The following is a 17,577-nucleotide window of genomic DNA, read 5'->3' as shown; positions in this document are numbered from 1 at the left end:
CCTATTTCGCGACCGCGTGGCGGCTCGGCTTGGCCTTGAGCTTGAGCTCTTCCAGGTCCTGACGCTCGCGCGGGGTGTTGCGCATGAGCTGGTCCTTGCCGGGCCCGTACTGCACCGGCTGGTCGATATCGACACCGTACCAGGCGGCGGCACGCAGCACGAAGGACGGATCGGCCAGATGCGGGCGTCCGAGCGCGACGAGGTCGGCGCGGCCGGCCGCGATGATGGTATTGACCTGATCGGCCGTGGTGATGTTGCCGACGCACATGGTCGCGACCTGCGCCTCGTTGCGGATGCGGTCCGAGAACGGCGTCTGGAACATGCGGCCATAGACCGGCCGGGACTCCCGCGCGGTCTGGCCGGTCGAGACATCGACGAGATCGCAGCCCTCGGTGGCGAAGGCTTCGGCGATGGCGACGGAATCAGCCGCCGAAAGGCCGCCCTCGACCCAGTCGGTGGCGGAGATGCGCACTGAGATCGGCTTCTCGCGCGGCCAGGCCTCGCGCAGCGCCCGGAAGACCTCGAGCGGATAGCGCAGGCGGTTCTCGACCGAGCCACCGTACGCGTCGGTGCGCTTGTTGGTCAGCGGCGAGAGGAAGCTCGCGAGCAGATAGCCATGGGCGCAGTGCAATTCCAGCATGTCGAAGCCGGCGCGCATCCCCCGTTCGGCGGCGGCGACGAACTCGGCCTTGACCCGGTCCATGTCGGCGCGGGTCATTTCCCGCGGCACCTGGCTTTCCGGATAATAGGGCAGCGGCGAAGCCGAGATGATCGGCCAGGCGCCTTCCGGCAGCGGGCGGTCCATGCCCTCCCACATCAGCCTGGTCGCGCCCTTGCGGCCGGCATGGCCGAGCTGGAGACAGATCTTCGCAGCGGAATTTGCATGGACAAAACCGACGATCCGCTTCCAGGCGGCTTCCTGCTCGTCGTTCCACAGGCCGGTGCAGCCGGGGGTGATCCGGGCATCGGGCGCGACGCAGGTCATCTCGGTGAAGATGAGGCCTGGGCCGCCAATGGCGCGCGAGCCGTAATGCATCAGGTGCCAGTCGCCCGGCAGGCCGTCCTCAGCCGAGTACTGGCACATCGGCGAGAGCGTCATGCGGTTCTCGACCCGCATCTCGCGCAGCTTGAAGGGCTGGAAGGCCGGCGGCACCGGTGAGCCATTCTTGCGCCGCTTTGCCAGATCGCCGAGGCCATCGGCGACGAGCTTGTCGACGGCCGTGACCATCTCCGGGGCGCGCAGGGCGAGGTTGTCGTAGGTAATCGCCTTGGAGCGGGTCATCAGGCCAAAGGCGAAGCGCAGCGGTTCGAAATCCCAGAAGCGCTTCAATTCCTCGAACCAGACGAGCGAGACATCCGCCGCGTGCTGGGTCTTCTCGACCTCCTCGCGGCGCTGCGTCTCGAACAGCTTCAGGCCCGCAGTGACATCGAGCTTCGCCTGCCCCATCGCCTTGTGCAGGGCGATGGCGTCTTCCATCGCGAGCTTGGTGCCGGAGCCGATCGAGAAATGCGCCGTCGCCTTGGCGTCGCCGATCAGCACGATGTTCTCGACCACCCAGTTGCGGCAGCGGATCATCGGGAAATTGCGCCAGAGCGAGCGGTTGGTGATGAGCTTGTGGCCTTCGAGTTCCTCCGCGAAGACGCCTTCGAGGAAGGCGGCCGATTGCGCCTCGTCCATCGCGCCGAGGCCGGCCTTCGCGAAGGTCTCGGGATCGGTCTCCAGCACCCAGGTCGAGCGGCCGGCCTCGTACTGGTAGCAATGGGCGATGAAGACGCCGTGCTCCGTCTCCTTGAAGAAGAAGGTGAAGGCGTCGAAGGGGCGGGTCGAGCCCATCCAGGTGAAGTGGTTCGGGCGCAGGTCGGTCTGCGGCTGGAAGCGCTCGCGCCAGTTCTCGCGGATGCGGCTGTTGATACCGTCGGCGCCGACGACGAGATCGTAATCGCGCTTCAAGGTCTCGGCATCGGCGATGTCCTGCCCGAAATGCAGGTTGACGCCGAGCTCGCGTGCCCTCGCCTGCACCAGCATCAGCAGCGACCGGCGCGAGCAGCCGCAGAAGCCGTTGCCGGGCACGCGGAAGATATCGCCCTTGAAGTGGATCTCGATATCGTCCCAGTAGGCGAAGTTGTCGCGGATCGCGGCATAGCTCTGCGCATCCGCCGCCCTGAAGGTGTCGAGCGTCTGGTCGGAGAAGACGACGCCGAAGCCGAAGGTGTCGTCCGGCTGATTGCGCTCGAAGACATCGACCGTCAGCTCCGGCCAGTCCCGCTTCATCAGCAGCGCGAAATAGAGCCCCGCCGGCCCTCCGCCCACGACCGCGATACGCATCGACGCCTCCATTCGGGAGCCGGCCGACCCGGCTTAAGGAATTATTTTAAGCCTAAAATATTTTCGAACTCAAGAGGCTTTTGCGACGCCTCTGGCCGTCACGCGAGCGCTGCATACCGTGAAACGCCGGGCCCACATGGGATTTTGCACTGCGGGATGGCGGCATTTCCCGACCCGAGCCAGAGCGCTTGCAAATTCCTTCAGACTTAAAATATATTTGCTGTCGGAGGTCGAGCGGCCATGACACTGCAGGGACGGCGTGCATTGGTAACGGGTGGCGGACGCGGCATCGGCCGGGCCATCGCCGCCGCGCTGACGGCAGCCGGCGCGCGGGTCAGCATCCTCGGGCGCGACGAAGCGACCCTGCGGGAGGCCGTCGCCAACGGCGTCGCCGCCGATTTTGCGGCTTGCGACGTGCGCGACGAAGCCTCGGTATCCGCTGCACTCGACCAGCTCTCCCGCCAGCATGCCTTCGACATCGCCGTTGCCAATGCCGGCGCGGTCGAGACCGGTCCGTTCATGCGCAGCGACAGCGAGCGCTTCCGCCGCATGCTCGACATCAACCTGATCGGCACGGTCAACCTGTTCCATGCCGCGCTGCCGGCCATGCTGGAAAAGCGTCAGGGCCGGTTGATCGCGATCGCCTCCACCGCAGGACATCGCGGCTATCCCTATGTCAGCGCCTATGTGGCGGCGAAGCATGCCGTCGTCGGGCTGGTGAAATCGCTGGCGCTGGAGACGGCGCGCTCCGGCGTCACCGTCAACGCCGTCTGCCCCGGCTATGCCGATACCGACATGGCGACCGCCAGCATCGACACTGTCGCGGCCAAGACCGGCAAGAGCCGCGAGGATGCGCTGGCGGCGATGATCAAGGACAACCCGCAGGGCCGTTTGATCGCGCCGGAAGAGGTCGCGGCGGCCGTACTCTATCTTTGCGGGCCGGGCAGCGACGCCGTCACCGGCCAGTCGCTGCTCGTCAATGGCGGGGAGTTCTGAGATGGAGACGCCCTCCTCTTCCCTGATCCTCGACCGCGAGACCAAGGCCAGCGAGCGCCCCGGCGACCACAAGGACGAGTTGCGCCTCTGGTTGCGGATGCTGACCTGCTCGACTCTGATCGAGACCGAGATCCGCAACCGCCTGCGCGAGGAATTCAAGACCACGCTGCCGCGTTTCGACCTGATGGCGCAGCTCGACAAGACTGCGGTCGGCATGACGGTCGGCGAGGTCTCGCAGCGCCTGATGGTCTCGAACGGCAATGTCACCGCCGTCGTCGCAGGCCTCGTGACGGACGGGCTCGTCGACAAGCGCTCCGCCCCGCAGGACCGGCGGGTACAGATCCTCACGCTGACGGCACAGGGCCGCAAGGTCTTCCGCGCCATGGCCGAGCGCCATGAGGACTGGATCGCCGAATTGTTCGCCGGGCTCGAGCAGGCCGACCGCGGACAGTTGTTCCGGCTGCTCGGACAAACCAAAACCTCGCTGCATCGCGCCATCGCGGGGCGGGCCGAAGACGCCGCCAAGGGAGATGCCTGATGGCAGAGATCGCCAATGCCACCACCTTGCCGCTGGCGGGTTTCACGCCGGAGCATTTCAGCCTCTCGGTCTCCGGCAAGGTCGCGACGGTGACGCTGAACCGGCCTGAGAAAAAGAATCCGCTGACCTTCGCAAGCTATCGCGAACTCACGGATTTCTTCCTCGCTGCGCAGAAGGAGGAGGCGGTCAAGGCGATCGTCGTCACCGGCGCTGGCGGCAATTTCTCCTCGGGCGGCGACGTTTTCGAGATCATCGGGCCGCTGGTCGCGATGGAGACCAAGGACCTGCTGAAATTCACCCGTATGACCGGCGAGCTGGTCAAGGCGATGCGCGCCTGCCCGCAGCAGATCGTCGCCGCGATCGACGGCGTCTGCGCCGGCGCGGGCGCGATCATCGCGATGGCCTCCGACCTGCGGCTCGGCACGGCCGGAGCCAAGATCGCCTTTCTGTTCAACCGCGTCGGCCTTGCCGGTTGCGACATGGGCGCCTGCGCGATGCTGCCGCGCATCATCGGCCAGGGCCGCGCCGCCGAGCTGCTCTATACCGGCCGCGTGCTCAAGGGCGAGGAAGCCGAGCGCTGGGGCTTCCTCAACCGGCTTTGCGCATCCGAAGCCGTGCTGGCGGAGGCTCAGACGCTCGCCACCGAGCTGGCGGACGGGCCGACCTTCGCCAACGCCATGACCAAGCGCATGCTCGAAATGGAATGGGCGATGTCGGTCGAGAGCGCGATCGAGGCCGAGGCCGTGGCGCAGGCGCTGTGCATGCAGACCGAGGACTTTTCCCGCGCCTATCACGCCTTCGCCAACAAGCAGAAGCCGGTCTTCGAGGGCAACTGAGATGGGCAGCGCTTCTCCGCTCGGCCTCGACATTCTCGGCGACACGCTGGACTGGCCGTTCTTTGGGGAGAGCCACCGCGCCTTCGCCACGGAGCTCTCGGGTTGGGCCGATTCCTATCTCGCCGACCTGCCTCACGACGATGTCGACGAGGCCTGCCGGGCGCGCGTCGCGGCCTTGGGCGCTGCCGGCTTCCTGAAGGCTGCCGTGCCGGCGGCCTATGGCGGGCTCGCCGACAAGCTCGATGTGCGCACGCTCTGCCTCGCCCGCGAGATCCTGGCGGCGCATGACGGGCTAGCCGATTTCGCCTTCGCCATGCAGGGTTTAGGCACCGGCTCGATCAGCATTGCCGGCTCGGAGGCGATGAAGCAGCGCATCCTGCCGGATGTCGCGGCCGGCAAGCGTATCGCCGCCTTCGCCCTTTCCGAGAAAGAGGCCGGCTCCGATGTCGCCGCCATGGCGACGACCGCGACGCCGGATGGCAACGCCCATGTCCGCATCGACGGCGAGAAGAGCTGGATTTCGAATGGCGGCATCGCCGACCACTATGTCGTCTTCGCCCGCACCGGCGAGGCGCCCGGTGCCCGCGGGCTCTCCGCCTTCCTGGTGGAGGCCGATACGCCCGGCCTGACCATCGCGGAGCGCATCGAGGTGATCGCGCCGCATCCGCTGGCGACATTGCGTTTCGAGGGCTGCCGGGTGCCGCTCGAAAACCGCATCGGCGGGCCGGGCGACGGCTTCAAGGTCGCGATGGCGACGCTCGACATCTTCCGCTCGACGGTCGGCGCCGCCGCGCTCGGCTTCGCGCGCCGGGCGCTGCACGAGACGCTGGCCCATGCCAATGGCCGCAAGCTCTTCGGCGGCACGCTCGGCGATCTCCAGCTTTCGCAGGCGGCGATCGCCGACAGCGCTGCCGAGGTCGATGCCGCCGCCCTCCTCGTCTATCGCGCCGCCTGGACGAAGGACCGCGGCGCGGCCCGCGTCACCCGCGAAGCGGCGCTGGCGAAACTCGTCGCGACTGAGAACGCCCAGCGCGTGATCGACCGGGCCGTCCAGATCCATGGCGGGCTCGGCGTCACCAAGGGCGTCAAGGTGGAGGAACTCTACAGGGAAATCCGGGCGCTGCGCATCTACGAGGGCGCCTCGGAAGTCCAGAAGGTCGTGATCGCGCGCGACCTGCTCAAGACACATGCCGGAAGAGCAGATCGTTAGGGGCGGATTCAACCGATCGGGCCGAGGGGACCTGATCGGATCCGGCTCTTGCAGGGGAACAGCATGACAGCAACCGGATTCGCGACATCGGGGCATCAAGACAGCTTCGCGCGGGACAACCTGCCGCCGCGCCAAAGCTGGCCCGACCTGAGAGTGGAAGAGGCAGGGCTGACCTATCCCGAGCGGCTGAACTGCGTCGCCGAATTGCTCGACCGGCATATCACCGAGGGGCGCGGCGGGCGCACCGCCGTGATCGCCAGCGACCTGCACTGGAGCTATGCCGATCTCACCGAGGTGGTGAACCGCATCGCCAATGTGCTGACGCGCGATCTCGGCCTGGTCAGCGGCAACCGCGTGCTGCTGCGCGCCGGCAATACGCCGATGATGGTCGCGGCCTATCTCGCCGTGATCAAAGCCGGCGGCGTCGCCGTCGCAACCATGCCGATGCTGCGCGCGGGAGAGCTCGCCTATCCCTTGCGCAAGGCAAAGATCACGCTGGCGCTCTGCGATCACCGCCTCACCGCCGAGCTGGAGACCGCCAAGGGACAGGTGCCGGAACTCGCCCGCATGGTCGCCTTCGGCAGCGCCGGGAGCGAGCTGGAAGCCCTGATGGCACAGCCCGGCTACCAGCATTTCGAGGCTGTCGACACCGCCCACGACGATGTCTGCCTGATCGCCTTCACCTCCGGCACCACCGGCGAGCCCAAGGGCACCATGCATTTCCACCAGGACATGCTGGCGATCTGCGACTGCTACGGCGCCCGCGTGCTGAAGGCCTCGCCCGAGGACCGCTTCACCGGCTCTCCGCCGCTCGCCTTCACCTTCGGGCTCGGCGGGCTCGTGCTGTTCCCGATGCGGATCGGCGCGGCGATGGTGCTGCCCGAGAAAGCCGGCCCGGCCGATCTCCTCGACGCGATCGAGCGCTACAAGGTCAGCGTCGTGTTCACGGCGCCGACCGCCTATCGCGCCATCCTCGACAAGCTCGACGGGCGCGACATCTCTTCGCTGCGCACCTGCGTCTCGGCCGGGGAAGCCCTGCCCAAGGCGACCTTCGACGCCTGGCAGGCCCGGACCGGCATGCCGCTGCTCGACGGCATCGGCGCGACCGAGATGCTGCACATCTTCATCGGCGCGCCGCGCGAGGCGATCCGGCCGGGCTCGACCGGGATTCCGGTGCCGGGCTACGAGGCGAAGATCGTCGACGAGAACGGCGAGCAGGTGCCGGACGGCACGCCGGGGCGGCTCGCGGTGCGCGGGCCGACCGGCTGCCGCTATCTCGCCGACCCCAGGCAGGCGCGCTACGTCCTGAACGGCTGGAACATCACCGGCGATACCTATCTGCGCGATCCGCAAGGCTATTTCTGGTATCAGGCCCGCTCCGACGACATGATCATCTCGGCCGGCTACAACATCGCCGGTCCCGAGGTCGAAGCCTGCCTGCTGACCCATGAGGCGGTGGCGGAATGCGGCGTCGTCGGCGCGCCCTGCCCCGAGCGCGGGCAGATCGTGAAGGCCTATATCGTGCTGCGCGAGGGCGTCACCGGCGACGCGGCGCTGGCCAAGGCGCTGCAGGAGCATGTGAAGGCCGGCATCGCGCCCTACAAATACCCCCGCGCCATCGAATTCGTTCCGGCCCTGCCGAAGACGGCGACCGGCAAGCTGCAACGCTTCGCCTTGCGCCAGATGGCGCAGGGTGAGACCTGATTTCCCGTCAACAGAGCCTGAACGGCCGAAACCGAGGCGATACGCCATGTCCGACCTTCCGCAATCCCGCGCCATCCTGCCCGAAGGCTGGCCGCAGCCGCGCGGCTATGCCAACGGCATGGTGGCGGAAGGCCGCGTGCTGGTGACCGGCGGCCTTGTCGGCTGGGATGCCGAGGGCGTCTTCGCGCAGGGCTTCATCGGCCAGTTGCGCCAGACCTTCCTCAACATCAGGGCGGTGGTCGAGGCCGGCGGCGGACGCGTCGAGGATATCGTGCGCCTGACCTGGTACGTCACGGACATCGCGACCTATCGCGCCAGCCTCAAGGAGATGGGGCCAGCCTATCGCGAGGTCTTCGGCCGGCATTTCCCGGCCATGGCGGTGGTTGCCGTCACTGCGCTGGTCGAGCCGGAGGCGCTGCTGGAGATCGAGGCGACGGCCGTGGTCGCGAGCTAGGTCTCAGTTCGCAAGATGAAACCGGAGCCTCGGTTGTCATTCCGGGGCTTCGCGCAGCGAAGAACCCGGAATGACAAGGGGAGAAAGGCTGGATAGCCTAGATCCCCGCGCCATCCTGCAGGACCCCGGCCGGCGCCTTGCGCCAGAGGCGCATATGCAGCGCCCTTAAGCCGGGCCGTAGCAGGATGTCGCCGAGCGCGAGCGCCAAGGACGCCACCGCATTGGCTGTCAGCGCAAAGGCGGCCGCGAACAGCCCCGCCGTGCTCAACACACGCCAGCTTACGCCGGCGAGCCAAGCCCGGCGATCGGGTGTGCCTCGCCGCCCGACGATGCGCAGAACGCCGCGTTGCGCCCGGGCCAGCGCCCCGCCTTCGCCCACGGCCTGCCGAATATCGCCCTCGGCCGGCTCGACAAACCCGAAGGCCACCGTCTCGTTGCTGATGCGATCGATCAGGATGAAACCGCCGAGATCGTGGCTCCTTGCATAAGGCAACGAAACCAGGGGACGATCGAGGCGCAGTGTCACCAACCCGATGCCGTTCATGCCCAGGCTCTGCGCCGGCAGCGGCTGGAAGCCCTCGATATCGATGCTGTGATGCAGCGTCTCGACCGTGGCATTGGCGCTCTGCGTCGCGAGCTTCACCAGGAACTGGCCGCCTTCGAGCATGGCGCGCTCGCCGGTCCAGAGCAGCCGCGCCTTGAGGCCGCGGCTGACCGGGAGCGCGGTGCCGGCCGCGGCGATGACATCGCCGCGCGAGATGTCGATATCGTCTTCCAGCGTCACCGTGGCGGCCTGCCCGGCGGCGATCTGGCTCGCCTCGCCTGCCGCGCCGATCAGCCGCGCGATGCGGCTGGTGCGGCCGGAGGGCAGCGCGACGACGGGATCGCCGACACGGGCACGCCCGGCGACGGCCGCGCCGGCATAGCCGCGGAAATCGAGATCGGGCCGATTGACCCATTGCACCGGCAGGACGAAAGCCTCTTCGCCGGGTACGGTCCGCGTGATCGCGACACCTTCGAGATAAGGCAGCAGCGCCGGCCCGTCATACCAGGGCATCAGCGCGGACGGGCGCATGACGTTCTCGCCGTCACGGGCCGAGACCGGGATGAAGCGGATCGAGGCAAAGCCGAGATTCTGCACCGCCGCGCGGTAGTCCGCCGCGATCCGCGCGAAGACGGTCTCGTCATAGCCGACGAGATCCATCTTGTTGATTGCGACCACGATATGGCGGACGCCGACCAGCGAGACGATGAAGGAATGGCGCCGCGTCTGCGGCAATAGCCCCTTGCGCGCATCGACCAGGATGATCGCGAGATCGGCCGTCGAGGCGCCAGTCGCCATGTTGCGGGTGTATTGCTCGTGGCCCGGCGTATCGGCGACGATGAAGCTGCGCGTGTCCGTGGCGAAATAGCGATAGGCGACGTCGATGGTGATGCCCTGCTCGCGCTCGGCCGAGAGGCCGTCGACCAGCAGCGCGAAATCGGGCGCCTCGCCTTGCGTGCCGAACTTGCGGGAATCGCTGTCGAGCGCGCTGAGCTGGTCGTCGAAGACGGCGCCGGCCTCGTAGAGCATGCGGCCGATCAGGGTCGACTTGCCGTCGTCGACCGAGCCGCAAGTGATGAAGCGCAGCAGCGAATGCTGGCCTGTTGCGGATGAAGCTGGCGCATCATTGGCCGGAAACGGCGTCTGCACCGGTTTCGGTGCCTTCTTCTTGGCGATGGCGAAGCCCATCAGAAATAGCCTTCCTGCTTCTTCTGCTCCATCGAGCCCGAGCCGTCATGGTCGATGACGCGGCCCTGCCGCTCGGAGGATCGGGAGGAGCGCATCTCGGCGATGATGTCGGTCAGGTTCGCCGCCTCGCTCTCGACGGCGCCGGTCAGCGGGTAGCAGCCCAGCGTGCGGAAGCGGACCATGCGGGTCTCGACGGTCTCGCCGGGGCGCAGTTCCATGCGCTCGTCGTCGCGCATGATCCAGGCGCCGTCGCGCCGGACGACCGGGCGCGGCGCCGCAAAATAGAGCGGCACGACCGGGATATTCTCCAGCGCGATGTAGTCCCAGACATCGCGCTCGGTCCAATTCGAGAGCGGGAACACGCGAAAGCTCTCGCCGCGATGCTTGCGGGTGTTGAAGAGCTGCCAGGGCTCGGGACGCTGGTTCTTCGGGTCCCAACGATGTTCGGGCGAGCGCAACGAAAAGACCCGCTCCTTGGCCCGGCTCTTCTCCTCGTCGCGACGCGCGCCGCCGAAGGCCGCATCGAACCTGTGGAGGTCGAGCGCCTGTTTCAGCCCTTGCGTCTTCATCACGTCGGTATGGACGCGCGAGCCGGAGGCGAAGGGGTTGATCCCGGCCTCGACGCCCTCGCGATTGATATGGACGATGAGGTCGAGCCCGAGGCGCTTTGCCGTCTCGTCGCGGAAGGCGATCATCTCGCGGAACTTCCAGGTCGTGTCGACATGAAGCAGCGGGAAAGGCGGCTTGGCCGGATAGAACGCCTTCATCACGAGATGCAGCAGGACGGCGGAATCCTTGCCGATCGAATAAAGCAGAACCGGCCTGTCGCAGGTCGCCACGACCTCGCGGATGATGAAGATTGCCTCGGCCTCAAGCTTCTGGAGATGGCTGAGCTGGATCACTGACGCACCTCCACAGCCGAGAGCCCGGCGCGCGCCAGCTTTCCGTCTTGCCCGACATGCAGGCCGCATTCCTTGGCCGCATCGTCCTCCCACCACCAGCGCCCGGCCCGCTCGGGCTCGCCGGGGCGGATGGCACGGGTGCAGGGCTGGCAGCCGATCGAGACGAAGCCCTGCGCATGCAGCGGATTAAGCGGCACGGCATTCTCTTCGGCGAAAGCCAGAGCGCGCTCGCGCGTCCAGTCGATCAGCGGGCTCGCCTTGACGAGGCCGCGCGCCGGGTCGGCTTCCGCGAGCTTGACGCCGCCGCGGGCTGCCGATTGGTCGGCGCGCAGGCCGGTCAGCCAGATATCGGCGCCGGCCAGTGCCCGGCCAAGCGGCTCGACCTTGCGGATGTCGCAGCAGGATTTGCGCGCGTCGCGCGAGGCATAGAAGCCGTTGATGCCGTTCTGGCGGACATGGAGCTCGACCGCGTCATGGCGCGGATAATAGGGGCGGATCACGATGCCGTAGCGCTCCTCGGTCTCCTGCCAGAGGGCGTAGACCTCAGGGAAAAGCCGGCCGGTATCGAGCGTGGCGAAGGTGACCGGCAGCTTCGCGGCCGCGATGAAATGGGTCAGCACCTGGTCTTCGAGGCCGAAGGAGGTGGTGAAGACGACGGGTCCCGTGGCCTGCGCGATGATACCGGCGAGGCGCCGGGGAACCTCCGCCGCCCCAAACGCCGCATCGAGCGCAGCCGCACGATGCGCCAGCAACGCCTCTGCCGGCCTTGTCGTCGAGGGTTCGTCCGCGCCGAAGCCGTTCGCCATGGTCCTGGCCGCCTGTTCGGTAAATCGAACGAACCACTTATACCCATGGCGGCGAAGGTTCAATTTACAGCAGGTAGCGTGTTTTTTCTTATTTTACTTCCATTGGAGAAGTTTGTTTTGGCGAACGACGACGAGCACATCCGGAGGTATACTCTGCCCACGCATCCTCCTCGCCGTCATCCCGGACAAGCGACGAAGTCGCGCCGATCCGGGATCCATGCCTGAACCGCTTTCGGCGGCGCTCAGGCATGGATCCCGGGTCTCCCTTCGGTCGCCCGGGATGACCCGCGTGGAGATGGCGAAGACGGAGCGAAACGCCTGCCCTCAATGGAAATCCCGCGATTTCGGGAGGATGCGGACATTGCGCGGGTGGCGGTGGCGCGGCAGCGGCGGGTTCTTCAATTCGTCGATCGGCATCGGAACCTCGGCGCGATGCGTGTCCGAGAGCGAGAGCAGGTCGATCGAGCGATCGGCAATGCGCTGGGCCATGAGATGGGTGACGCCCTCGACGCTTTTCTGCACCCTGCCTTCGACCAGCATCAACCGTGCACCCATGACCTCGCGGCGGAAGCGCTCGAACAGCCTCGCCCAGATCACGACATTGGTGATGCCGGTCTCGTCCTCCAGCGTGACGAAGATGGCGTTGCCCTTGCCCGGCCGCTGCCGAACCAGCACGATTCCCGCCGTACGGACGAAGGCGGCATCGGGCTTCGTCTCGGTCTCGGCGCAGCTCAGAATGCCCTCACGCCGGAAGCGCGGACGCAGGAGCTGCATCGGGTGCCCCTTCAGCGAGAGCCGCACGGTCTGGTAATCGGCGACGATGTGCTCGGCCAGCGGCATGACCGGCAGCGCCATGCTCCGCTCCGAACCGAGCTCGCGGGCCTGCGCGGCCTGGAATAGCGGCAAAACGGCATCGTCCGGCAGGCGGCGCACGGCCCAGAGCGCCTCGCGGCGGTCGAGCCCGAGCGAGCGGAAGGCGTCGGCATCGGCGAGCAGGCGCATGGCGCGGGCGGGAAGACCGGCGCGGCGCATCAGTTCCTCGACGTCGCGATAGGGGCCGCCCGCTTCCCGCCCCTGCGCAATGGCCTTCCCCCATTCATCCTTGAAGCCGTCGATCTGACGGAAGCCCAGACGCAGGGCGAAGGGGTCCCTTCTGCTCTCCTGACGGGGCCGGTCATGGTAAGAGCTCGATTCCGAAACGGCTTCCAAGCTATTGTCCAAAAAGCTGGAATTGACATCGGCCGGCCGCGCTTCGACGCCACCGTTCTCCTCTGCCTCCCGCACGATCTGGGCTGGTGCGTAGAAACCCATCGGCTGGGAATTCAGCAACGCAGCGGCGAAAGCGGCCGGATACCATCGCTTCAGGAAGGAGGAGATGTAGACCAGCTTGGCGAAGGAAGCCGCGTGGCTTTCCGGAAAGCCGTAGCTGCCGAAGCCCTTGATCTGCTCGAAACAGCGCTGGGCGAAATCGCGCTCATAGCCGCGCGCGACCATGCGCTCGACCATCATCATCTCGTAATTGCCGATGGTGCCGGCATTGCGGAAGGTCGCCATCGCCTTGCGCAGGCCATTGGCTTCGATGTCGGAGAATTTGGCGGCGACCATGGCAAGCCGCATCGCCTGCTCTTGGAAGAGAGGAACGCCTTCGGTTTTCTTCAGAACTTCATAAAGCTCGTTCTCAGGATGGGGCGGCTTCGGAGACGGAAACACGACTTTCTCGATCCCCGCCCGCCGCTTCAGATAGGGGTGCACCATGTTGCCCTGGATCGGACCGGGCCGGACGATCGCGACCTGGATGACGAGATCGTAGAATTCCCGGGGCTTCAGCCGCGGCAGCATGTTCATCTGGGCGCGACTCTCGACCTGGAAGACGCCGAGCGACTTGCCCTCGCAGAGCATGTCGTAGGTCGCCTCGTCGCCATCCTTGAGGTCGGCGAGCGCGTAATCCTTTCCACCGTTCGCCTTGATCAGATCGAAGGCCTTGCGGATGCAGGTCAGCATGCCCAGCGCGAGGACATCGACCTTCATCAACCCGAGCTCGTCGATGTCGTCGCGGTCCCATTCGATGAAGGTGCGCTCGTCCATCGCGGCGTTGCCGATCGGTACGGTCTCGTCGAGCCGCCCGCGCGACAGGACGAAGCCGCCGACATGCTGCGAGAGATGGCGCGGATAGCCCAACAGCCGGGAGGCGAAATCGACGGCGCGGCGGATCGTCGGATTGGTCGGATCGAGCCCGGCCTGACGGACGCGGGCATCGCCGATCTCGCTGCCCCAGCTTCCCCAATTGGTATCGGCGATGCGGGCGGTGACGTCCTCGGTCAGGCCCAGCACCTTGCCGGCCTCGCGAATGGCGCTGCGCGGCCGGTAATGGATCACGGTCGCGGCGATGCCGGCGCGCTCACGACCATAGAACTCGTAGATCCACTGGATCACCTCCTCGCGCCGCTCGTGCTCGAAATCGACGTCGATATCGGGCGGCTCCTTGCGCTCCGTGGAGATGAAGCGCTCGAACAGCACGTCGTTCTCGTCCGGATCGACCGCGGTGATGCCGAGCACGTAGCAGACGGCAGAATTCGCAGCCGAACCGCGGCCCTGGCAGAGAATGCCCCTGCTGTTAGCGAATTCGACGATCTGGCGGATCGTCAGGAAGTAGCGGGCGTATTCGAGCTTCCCGATCAGATCGAGTTCCTTCGCCAGCAGCTTCTCGACCTTCTCCGACACGCCACCGGGATAGCGGATCAGACAGCAGCGGCGGACCAGCTCCACCAGCCAGTCCTGATCCTTCCAGCCGGGCGGGATCGGCTCGTCCGGGTACTCGTATTTGAGCTGGCCGAGGTCGAACTCGATGCGGGAGAAGAGGGCTTGCGTCTCGGCGATGGCCTCGGGCGCATCGCGGAAGAGGCGGGCCATTTCCTGCGGCAGCTTGAGATGGCGCTCGGCATTGGATTCGAGCAGGCGCCCGGCCCGCTCGATGGTGGTGCCCTCGCGGATGCAGGTGAGCACGTCCTGCAGGTCGCGCTGCCCGATGGAATCGTAGAGCGCGTCATTGGTGGCGATCAGCGGCGTGCGGGTCGCTGCCGCGATCGCCTTCAGGCGCGCAAGGCGACGGCGATCGTCGCCGCGCCGATGCATGCTGGCGGCGAGCCAGACAGCGCCGGGCGCGGCGTCGTCCAGCCGGGCGAGCAGATTGGGCAGGCCATCGAGGCTGCGCGCGGGCATCAGGATCAGCAGCAGGTCGCGGGCATCGTTCAGGAGGTCGTCGAGGACGAGATGGCACTCGCCCTTCTTCACGCCCTCATTGAGGTTGCCATGGCTGAGCAAGCGGCAAAGGCGACCCCAGCCGGCACGGTTGGCGGGATAGACGACGATGTCGGGCGTGCCGTCGGCGAAGACGAGACGGGTGCCGGTCGCGAGCTTGAAGCGCTCCGCCTTCGCTTTCATCTCCTCAGGCGTGAAAGGCAACCCGGCGAATTCGGGGTTCTCAACCCAGTAATATTCGCCGGGGCTGCCGCCCTCCCTGATCTTGTCGGGCGCCGGCAGACCCTCCTCGCGCAATTGCTTCAGTGCCGCCCAGGCGCGCACGACGCCGGCCACCGTGTTGCGGTCGGCGATGCCGATGCCGGAATAGCCGAGCAGCAGCGCCGTCAGCACCATATGCGGCCCCGGCGAGGCGCCGCGCAGGAAGGAAAAATGCGTGGCGGCAACAGGTTCGGCGAAGGCATTCGCAATCTGATTCATGCGAAGAGCCCGTGCAGGAACCAGCGCGGCGGGGCGCTGTCGGCCTCGTAGAAACCGATGCGGTAGAGCCAGAAGCGGCGACCTTGCGCATCCTCGACGCGGTAATAGTCGCGCATCGGCTCGTCCGAGCCGTCGCGCCACCATTCGGGAGCGATGCGCTCGGGGCCTTCGGCGCGGGCGACGTCATGGGTCAGACGGCGCCAGCGGAAGCGGATCGGCGGTCCGTCCGGCACCTCCGCGATCGCCTCGACCGGCTGGGGCGGCTCGAAAAGCTGGAGCGGGCGGGCCGGCGGCTCCTGCGGCTCCGGCGCAGACCATGCCGCCTCAGGTAATGGTGCGGCAGCCGAAAGCGCTTTCGCGGCTCTGACGGGGTGATGCGTGTCCTGCGCCGCGAAGCGCAGCACCCGGTCGCGGCCGAAGCGGGTGACGAGCCGGTCGACCAGATCGGCGACCGCTTCCTCCTCGATGGCGCGGCCGTCGAGGCTGTGCTGGGGCGTGTCGAGCGGCTCGCAAAGCGGCACGGCGAGCTTGATCGCATCGAAACCGAAACCGGGGTCGAGCGGGTCAGACAACGTCTCGATGCGCTCGCGATAGAGCCGCAGCAGCGCCTTTGCGTCGCGCGACGGGCGGCCGGTCTCCATGGCGAGGCGGCGGACAGTGCCGTCGCTGCGGAAGAAGCCGAGTTCGAAGACGCGCCCGCCCTCGCCGCGCGCTTCCAGCACCCGCGCCGCCTCCCCGATCAGCCTGACGACGACAGCCTCGAGGCTCGCGGTATCGGCGAAAGGCTCGGCGAAATGACGCTCGACCACGCAATCGGGCGGCGGGCGCAAGGGCGTGATGCGACGGTCCTCATGGCCGAGGATGCGCCGGAGCTTGACCGCCAGCGCCTCGCCGAAGCGGGCGGAGAGCGTTTCCGAGGGGCGCTCCGCGAGATGGTCGAGCGTCTTCAAGCCGGCGCGGGAGAGCGCGATCACGGTATCGGCGTCCGTATCCAACGCTGCGGTCGGCAGCGAACGTAGCAGCGCCTCCTCCTGCCCGGGCGGGACGATGCCGCCGCGGCCATGGCGGGCGCAGGCGCGGGCGGCGTCGGGCGTGCCGGCGATGGCGGCCTTGAGCTGAAGGCCGCCCCGCTGCATGGCGCGCGCGGCCAGGTTGCCGAGCCCGGTCTCGCCGCCGAAGAGATGGGCACAGCCGGTGATGTCGAGCATCAGGCCATCAGGCGCGTCGAGAGCGACCAGCGGGGTGAAGCGGTCGCAGAAGCCGGCGAGCGCTTCGAGGAATTCGCGATCGGCCTGGGCTTGAGTCTCCAGCGCGACGAGATCGGGGATGCGGGCGCGGGCATCGGCCAGCGTCATATTTCGTGTCAGGCCGAGAGCGACGGCGCGCTTATCGCAATCGACGAGGCGCAGGGCATTGCCCTGCATCTCGGTCAGCACATGCGGCTTCTCAGCCAGTGCGCCGGAGGCCGGAATCGCGCCCGTCCGCCGCAATCTGTCCGTCGCCAGAAAGGGGAACCAGAGGGCGAGATAGCGGCGCGGCATGGTCTGTCCGGGCAGATCGATCGAAAAGGCTGCGTTCCGCAAAGCAATGTCGGTCACGGTCCCACTCCACACGCCACTCACGCTCGGCCGCGCCGCCGCGCTGGCGCAGCAATCTCAGGGCGAAGGCCGGCGCCCCCGGCGCATTCGCCTCCAGCGCCCGCGAGGCGAGCGCCCTCACCTGCCAGCGCGTGCGCGCCGCGCTTGGAGCCTCGGCCGCTGCGACGCGCAGCAGCAGAACCGGCACGCCCGAGGCTTCCGCCGCCAGAGCCAGGCGGCGGCTCGCCGTCAGGTCGAAAGGGCGCGGCTCGCCCCAGGGTTCGATCAGCACGGCGCTGAGCGCGGCACAGCGCGCCGCCTCGGCCCCGGCCCGCAGCACACCCTCGCCGTCTCGCGCCCGCACCAGGAGCAGGCGCGCCGGATCGAGGCCGAGCTCGTTCAACCCCGGTGCATGGAGCCGCCCGGCCTCGGCATCGACGAAATCCTGCCGCGCCCAGAAGATTGGGCCTCCGCCCCCCTTCCGGTCGATCCGCCCCGCCCGCAGCGCGAGGCCGAGCGCAAACCCGGTCGCAGCGGCGAGATCCGCGACCTCGGCGGCGTAGACCTCGTGCAGCGCGGCCCGCGCGAGCCCACCGTTCAGGACCTCGTCCAGAGCGGGGACGCCCAGGTCGATCCGGCCGGCCGCGGCCGGGCCGCTCCGTAAAGCGGCCTCGGCAAGGCTGCGGCGCAGATCGGACAGGGTCGGGGCGGTTTCCGGCATGGGAGCACGATAATTGTTCTCTCTTTGTTCTTTTATA

At 67.4% G+C, this 17,577-nt stretch carries 13 protein-coding genes; 6 read left to right on the top strand and 7 right to left on the bottom strand.

Annotation, left to right across the window (positions count from 1 at the left end; translation table 11 throughout):
- Window position 1: 1 nt before the first annotated feature.
- The gene (locus ACFJGT_RS08205) at window positions 2-2,326 is read right to left on the bottom strand and encodes a bifunctional salicylyl-CoA 5-hydroxylase/oxidoreductase (protein ID WP_377847723.1); all 2,325 of its coding nucleotides are present in this window, start codon (window positions 2,324-2,326) and stop codon (window positions 2-4) included.
- A gap of 240 nt (window positions 2,327-2,566) precedes the next feature.
- On the opposite strand from ACFJGT_RS08205, the gene ACFJGT_RS08200 reads away from it, so the two are divergent.
- From ACFJGT_RS08200 to ACFJGT_RS08175, 6 genes are all read left to right on the top strand, one after another.
- Window positions 2,567-3,322, top strand: a complete 756-nt coding sequence (locus ACFJGT_RS08200; RefSeq protein WP_377847721.1) for an SDR family NAD(P)-dependent oxidoreductase — start codon at window positions 2,567-2,569, stop codon at window positions 3,320-3,322.
- A gap of 1 nt (window position 3,323) precedes the next feature.
- Complete coding sequence (locus tag ACFJGT_RS08195; protein ID WP_377847718.1) at window positions 3,324-3,860, top strand: MarR family winged helix-turn-helix transcriptional regulator; 537 nt, start codon at window positions 3,324-3,326, stop codon at window positions 3,858-3,860.
- Window positions 3,860-4,696: an enoyl-CoA hydratase family protein gene (locus tag ACFJGT_RS08190; protein ID WP_377847716.1), complete on the top strand. Its 837-nt coding sequence runs from the start codon at window positions 3,860-3,862 to the stop codon at window positions 4,694-4,696. The genes ACFJGT_RS08195 and ACFJGT_RS08190 overlap by 1 nt, the downstream gene beginning before the upstream one ends.
- Window position 4,697: 1 nt before the next feature.
- Window positions 4,698-5,906 (top strand): acyl-CoA dehydrogenase family protein, encoded by a 1,209-nt coding sequence (locus ACFJGT_RS08185; protein ID WP_377847714.1) that lies wholly within the window; start codon window positions 4,698-4,700, stop codon window positions 5,904-5,906.
- Window positions 5,907-5,969: 63 nt separating this feature from the next.
- Complete coding sequence (locus ACFJGT_RS08180) at window positions 5,970-7,610, top strand: benzoate-CoA ligase family protein (protein ID WP_377847712.1); 1,641 nt, start codon at window positions 5,970-5,972, stop codon at window positions 7,608-7,610.
- A gap of 46 nt (window positions 7,611-7,656) precedes the next feature.
- A complete protein-coding gene (locus ACFJGT_RS08175; RefSeq protein ID WP_377847710.1) occupies window positions 7,657-8,064 on the top strand; it encodes a RidA family protein in 408 nt (135 codons plus the stop codon).
- Window positions 8,065-8,161: 97 nt separating this feature from the next.
- Here ACFJGT_RS08175 and ACFJGT_RS08170 read toward each other — a convergent pair whose 3' ends face one another.
- From ACFJGT_RS08170 to ACFJGT_RS08145, 6 genes are all read right to left on the bottom strand, one after another.
- A complete protein-coding gene (locus ACFJGT_RS08170) occupies window positions 8,162-9,796 on the bottom strand; it encodes a sulfate adenylyltransferase subunit 1 (protein WP_377847708.1) in 1,635 nt (544 codons plus the stop codon).
- Window positions 9,796-10,698 (bottom strand): sulfate adenylyltransferase subunit CysD, encoded by a 903-nt coding sequence (gene cysD, locus ACFJGT_RS08165; RefSeq protein WP_377847706.1) that lies wholly within the window; start codon window positions 10,696-10,698, stop codon window positions 9,796-9,798. Before cysD ends, ACFJGT_RS08170 begins: the two co-directional genes overlap by 1 nt.
- Window positions 10,695-11,504 (bottom strand): phosphoadenylyl-sulfate reductase, encoded by an 810-nt coding sequence (locus ACFJGT_RS08160; protein ID WP_377847703.1) that lies wholly within the window; start codon window positions 11,502-11,504, stop codon window positions 10,695-10,697. The genes cysD and ACFJGT_RS08160 overlap by 4 nt, the downstream gene beginning before the upstream one ends.
- Before the next feature lie 324 nt (window positions 11,505-11,828).
- The gene (locus ACFJGT_RS08155; RefSeq protein WP_377847701.1) at window positions 11,829-15,242 is read right to left on the bottom strand and encodes an error-prone DNA polymerase; all 3,414 of its coding nucleotides are present in this window, start codon (window positions 15,240-15,242) and stop codon (window positions 11,829-11,831) included.
- The gene (locus ACFJGT_RS08150; protein WP_377847698.1) at window positions 15,239-16,783 is read right to left on the bottom strand and encodes a Y-family DNA polymerase; all 1,545 of its coding nucleotides are present in this window, start codon (window positions 16,781-16,783) and stop codon (window positions 15,239-15,241) included. The genes ACFJGT_RS08155 and ACFJGT_RS08150 overlap by 4 nt, the downstream gene beginning before the upstream one ends.
- Window positions 16,689-17,540: an ImuA family protein gene (locus tag ACFJGT_RS08145; protein ID WP_377847696.1), complete on the bottom strand. Its 852-nt coding sequence runs from the start codon at window positions 17,538-17,540 to the stop codon at window positions 16,689-16,691. The genes ACFJGT_RS08150 and ACFJGT_RS08145 overlap by 95 nt, the downstream gene beginning before the upstream one ends.
- Window positions 17,541-17,577: the final 37 nt, after the last annotated feature.

This window comes from Allobosea sp. UC22_33, from assembly GCF_042700715.1.
Taxonomy (GTDB): Bacteria; Pseudomonadota; Alphaproteobacteria; order Rhizobiales; family Beijerinckiaceae; genus Allobosea.
This window is presented reverse-complemented; position numbering and strand designations above follow the sequence as displayed.

Excerpts from the sequence above, each read along its gene's own strand:
- ACFJGT_RS08205 (WP_377847723.1), bottom strand. The coding sequence starts at position 2,326 with ATGCGTATCGCGGTCGTGGGCGGAGGGCCGGCGGGGCTCTATTTCGCG.
- ACFJGT_RS08200 (WP_377847721.1), top strand. The coding sequence starts at position 2,567 with ATGACACTGCAGGGACGGCGTGCATTGGTAACGGGTGGCGGACGCGGC.
- ACFJGT_RS08195 (WP_377847718.1), top strand. The coding sequence starts at position 3,324 with ATGGAGACGCCCTCCTCTTCCCTGATCCTCGACCGCGAGACCAAGGCC.
- ACFJGT_RS08190 (WP_377847716.1), top strand. The coding sequence starts at position 3,860 with ATGGCAGAGATCGCCAATGCCACCACCTTGCCGCTGGCGGGTTTCACG.
- ACFJGT_RS08185 (WP_377847714.1), top strand. The coding sequence starts at position 4,698 with ATGGGCAGCGCTTCTCCGCTCGGCCTCGACATTCTCGGCGACACGCTG.
- ACFJGT_RS08180 (WP_377847712.1), top strand. The coding sequence starts at position 5,970 with ATGACAGCAACCGGATTCGCGACATCGGGGCATCAAGACAGCTTCGCG.
- ACFJGT_RS08175 (WP_377847710.1), top strand. The coding sequence starts at position 7,657 with ATGTCCGACCTTCCGCAATCCCGCGCCATCCTGCCCGAAGGCTGGCCG.
- ACFJGT_RS08170 (WP_377847708.1), bottom strand. The coding sequence starts at position 9,796 with ATGGGCTTCGCCATCGCCAAGAAGAAGGCACCGAAACCGGTGCAGACG.
- ACFJGT_RS08160 (WP_377847703.1), bottom strand. The coding sequence starts at position 11,504 with ATGGCGAACGGCTTCGGCGCGGACGAACCCTCGACGACAAGGCCGGCA.
- ACFJGT_RS08155 (WP_377847701.1), bottom strand. The coding sequence starts at position 15,242 with ATGAATCAGATTGCGAATGCCTTCGCCGAACCTGTTGCCGCCACGCAT.
- ACFJGT_RS08150 (WP_377847698.1), bottom strand. The coding sequence starts at position 16,783 with ATGCCGCGCCGCTATCTCGCCCTCTGGTTCCCCTTTCTGGCGACGGAC.
- ACFJGT_RS08145 (WP_377847696.1), bottom strand. The coding sequence starts at position 17,540 with ATGCCGGAAACCGCCCCGACCCTGTCCGATCTGCGCCGCAGCCTTGCC.